Source organism: Rhizobium sp. UFLA01-1127 (genome assembly GCF_059803845.1).
Genome location: NZ_JAUQTZ010000254.1, coordinates 1 through 3,588, shown reverse-complemented (window position 1 = coordinate 3,588; position 3,588 = coordinate 1). Strand labels below are relative to the sequence as shown.

Annotated in this window: 5 protein-coding genes; 4 read left to right on the top strand and 1 reads right to left on the bottom strand. The window is 57.7% G+C overall.

Features of this window, described 5'->3' with window-relative positions:
- Both Q4Q11_RS31275 and Q4Q11_RS31270 read left to right on the top strand, forming a co-directional pair.
- Nucleotides 1-639, top strand: a 639-nt coding sequence (locus Q4Q11_RS31275) for an ABC transporter permease (RefSeq protein ID WP_498571914.1), incomplete at its 5' end; no start/stop codon positions are given.
- 185 nt (nt 640-824) lie between these two features.
- Nucleotides 825-1,091, top strand: coding sequence for an aspartate-semialdehyde dehydrogenase (locus Q4Q11_RS31270; RefSeq protein WP_112509274.1), 267 nt, complete (start codon nt 825-827; stop codon nt 1,089-1,091).
- Between the two features lie 41 nt (nt 1,092-1,132).
- Here the strand turns inward: Q4Q11_RS31270 and Q4Q11_RS31265 are convergent, their stop codons facing one another.
- Nucleotides 1,133-1,858 (bottom strand): DUF2270 domain-containing protein, encoded by a 726-nt coding sequence (locus Q4Q11_RS31265; protein WP_112509271.1) that lies wholly within the window; start codon nt 1,856-1,858, stop codon nt 1,133-1,135.
- 144 nt (nt 1,859-2,002) lie between these two features.
- Between Q4Q11_RS31265 and Q4Q11_RS31260 the strand changes: the two genes are divergently transcribed.
- Both Q4Q11_RS31260 and Q4Q11_RS31255 read left to right on the top strand, forming a co-directional pair.
- The gene (locus Q4Q11_RS31260) at nt 2,003-2,827 is read left to right on the top strand and encodes a methyltransferase domain-containing protein (protein ID WP_112509269.1); all 825 of its coding nucleotides are present in this window, start codon (nt 2,003-2,005) and stop codon (nt 2,825-2,827) included.
- Between the two features lie 130 nt (nt 2,828-2,957).
- Nucleotides 2,958-3,588 (top strand): glutathione S-transferase family protein (locus Q4Q11_RS31255; protein ID WP_498571913.1); only part of this gene is annotated, 631 nt, incomplete at its 3' end.

Genomic DNA, 3,588 nt, shown 5'->3' with positions numbered 1-3,588 from the left:
GGTCTGGGAATTACCGTCAAACTCGTCGCCACATCCTTTATCCTCGGCGCAATCCTATCGGTACCGCTCGCTTTCGCCCGCATGGCGAGCAACAAGATCTTGAGCACGCTGACCTACTGTTATGTCTATCTCTTCCGCGGCACTCCGCTGCTGGCGCAGATATTCATGGTATATTACGGCTTTCCGAGCTTTCGCTGGTTCTTCGAGGATATAGGCCTCTGGTGGTTCTTCAAGGATCCCTTCTATTGCGGCGTCTTCGCCATGACGCTGAACACGGCGGCCTATCAGACGGAAATCGTCAGAGGCGCCATCCAGAGTGTGCCGAAGGGTCAGAGGGAGGCCGCCAGCGCCCTCGGCATCCATACATGGATCGCCTTCCGCAAGATCATCATTCCGCAGGCCCTTATCGTGGCGCTGCGACCCTACGGCAATGAGATCATTCTGCTGATCAAGAGCTCGGCAACCGTCTCCATCATCACGGTCTACGACTTGATGGGAGAGACGCGCTACGCCTTTTCACGCACCTACGACTACCAGATCTATCTCTGGGCGGCGATTTTCTACCTGGTGATCGTCGAGCTGATGCGCAACGGCTGGGCGCGCATGGAAGGCCGGCTGACCAAGCACCTCAAACGCTGATCCCTCAAATGCGGCGCCTGAAACGCCGCATTTGGCAGCACTCTCGCCGCGTCGCTGCTAACATATTGATTTCTGTAATAAAATTATCGTCATGACAGTTTTGTAAAGCTTGAGTTTACCATCAGCTGTTTCCATATCTCTGTGACCATGAGTCACGAAAAAATGGGAACGCAAAGAGAAAGCTCATGCACGAAGACATGCAAAAGCAGTTGCAGGGTTATGGGTTGACGACGGCACAGATCTTCTACCGCCTGCCCGATCATCCCCAGTTTCTCCAGACCTACATCTGGCAGGACTATGACCTTGCCCCGAATTTCCCGGAAATGCACGGATTCTTGAAATTCTGGCAGGAGACGCTGGACGGCCCGCTTCACTCCGTGCGCTATGTCCATCGCAAGCTGATTTCAGCAACCGAATGGCGCGCCGTAAAGGGAGAGTTCATCCTGCACTGAACATCGCGCCGGGCGTTGTCCGCGCGGCGACATCGCCGGCATCAAACATGCGCCTCGCCATGCACGAAATCCCCGTCATCCGGCCCGCGACGCAACGTGCCGTAAAGAATGGCGGTATAGAAGGCTGCGACAAGAATGATAACAATAAAGCCGGGCATCGGTCCGAGAGCCGCGTTGTCTACAATATAGCCCCATGAATGCGCCTGCTCCTGCGTCAGGCCATCCGTTTGAAGCCTCGGCGTCGAAATCTTCAGGATCCACGCAAGCAACAGGATCGCATACATCCAGCAATAATTGCGCCGCAACCGCCGCTGCGCCGCTTCGGCATAGCTCAGCAGCAGCCGCGGAGCGCGCAGACTGGCCGCAATCGGCGACGCCCAGTCTGCGGTAGGGTCGGTCTGCGGCGCCAGGATCTGCGCAAAATAGTGCCGCTCCAGTTGCCGCACGCGCGAGCGGTAGACATCGAAGAAGCGGTATCGCCGCGCCTCGATCATCAGCAGCAGGCTTATCAGCATCATCCCGAACAGCAGCACGCCATGATGCGATGCGGGCGTCGATAGCGACACGGAAAGCAGCGCCGCAACCACTGTGATCGCCCAGTTCGAGGTTCGGTCGATGCGATCGCGCCAGCTCGTCATCCTTGCCAGTTCGCCCCGGTAATAATGGGTCAATGTGTTGGTGATTTCGGCCGATGTCGCCGGCAGGGAAGGGCGGCCTCGCTCCGGCGGGCCGCCTGTCGGATTCGATGCGGTCAATTCGGTATCCATTGTCGTTCCTCCCTTGTTCTTTTATCGGATAAGGTTCCGAAATTCGCCTTTACAGAAAACGATATTCTGCGCCTGCACGGCAAGCATTGCAAAAGCTGAACAGGCGTCTTAATGCCTGCGTGACAAACGGAAGGGCCGGCATCCATGGCAAAGAAGAAGATCGACGAAGACGCACTCGCAAAAGCCTATAATCACGCCTTGGCGCTGGAAAAAGCGGGCGACATCGACGCTGCGGTGCGAGCCTATGAGGAGGTCCTGGCCCTCGATCCGGAAGACCATGGCGGCGCAGCCGTCCGCATCGCCTCAATGGGCCGCGGCGAAACGCCGGTGAAGGCGCCGGACGCCTATGTCGAGACCCTTTTCGACCAGCACGCCGAAGTTTTCGAAGACGTGCTGGTCGAACAGCTCGGCTACCATGTGCCGGTCCTCGTTCGCCAACGTCTGCAGGCGCTCGGCCTCGGCCCCTTCAAGCGCATGCTCGATCTCGGCTGCGGCACGGGGCTGACGGGCGGTACGCTGCGCGATATCGTCGAGGATATCACCGGCATCGATATCTCCGAAAACATGGTCGAAGTTGCCCATGAAAAGGACGTCTACGAAACGCTCTTTGTCGCTGAGGTCGAGGATTTCCTTGATGACAACGATGAAGATGCCTTCGATCTCATCACCGCAACTGATGTCCTGCCCTATCTCGGCGCGTTGGAACCGCTCTTTTTCGGCGCCGCCGAGAACATGACGCCGGGAGGTCTCTTCATCTTCTCCTCCGAGACCCTGCCGGATGCCACTATGGCGGGACGTCTTTATATGGTCGGCCCGCATCAGCGCTTCGCCCATTCCGATGCCTATATACGCGAGCGGCTGACCGCCACCGGCTTCGAACTCGTCGAAATCACCGACATCAATGTCCGCATGGAAGACGGCCAGCCGACGCCGGGCCATCTGGTCATCGCACGCTACATCGCCGATTGATACGACAGACGGCAGCGAGGGAAATAGCTATCCATTTGGATAACTATTTTCTTGCAAGGCAGCAATCGAGATGATACTTAGCCACTTAGGTAAGTATCATCTCGAACTTCGATCTCGGAAAGGTCGTCGCATGTCCCTTGTCCTCTATCAGCATCCCCTCGCCTCATTCTGCCACAAGGTCTTGATGGCGCTCTATGAAAACGGGACGCCGTTCGAAAGCAGGATTATCGATCTCGGCAATACGGAATCGCGAGCCTCGCTGGTGCGCCTCTGGCCGCTCGCCAAATTTCCGGTGCTTCGCGACGAAGCTCTCGACAGCACCATTCCCGAGACCAGCATCATCATCGAGTATCTCGATCGGCATTATCCCGGTGCAACGCAACTACTGCCGACGGAGCTCTCTGATGCCTTGTGCGTGCGGCTCTGGGATCGCTTCTTCGACCTTTATGTGCAGGAGCCGATGCAAGCGATCGTCGCGGATGTGCGCCGGCCAGAAAAGGACCGGAGGGTGCAGAGCGTTGCCGAAGCGCAGTCACTGCTGCGCACCGCCTATGGAATGGTTGAAAAGCAGCTGGACGGTAAAATCTGGATCACCGGAGACGATGTGACCATGGCGGATTGCGCCGCCGCACCGGCCCTGTTCTACGCCGAAACCCTGGTTCCCTTTGGCAGAGAGCATGATCGGCTGAAGGCCTATTATCAGCGCCTCCTCGACCGCCCTTCCTTCGCCCGCGTCCTGCGGGAAGCCACGCCCTATTTCC

Coding starts and splice junctions, on each gene's coding strand:
- Q4Q11_RS31260 (WP_112509269.1), top strand. CDS start 2,003: ATGGCAAAGAAGAAGATCGACGAAGACGCACTCGCAAAAGCCTATAAT.
- Q4Q11_RS31265 (WP_112509271.1), bottom strand. CDS start 1,858: ATGGATACCGAATTGACCGCATCGAATCCGACAGGCGGCCCGCCGGAG.
- Q4Q11_RS31270 (WP_112509274.1), top strand. CDS start 825: ATGCACGAAGACATGCAAAAGCAGTTGCAGGGTTATGGGTTGACGACG.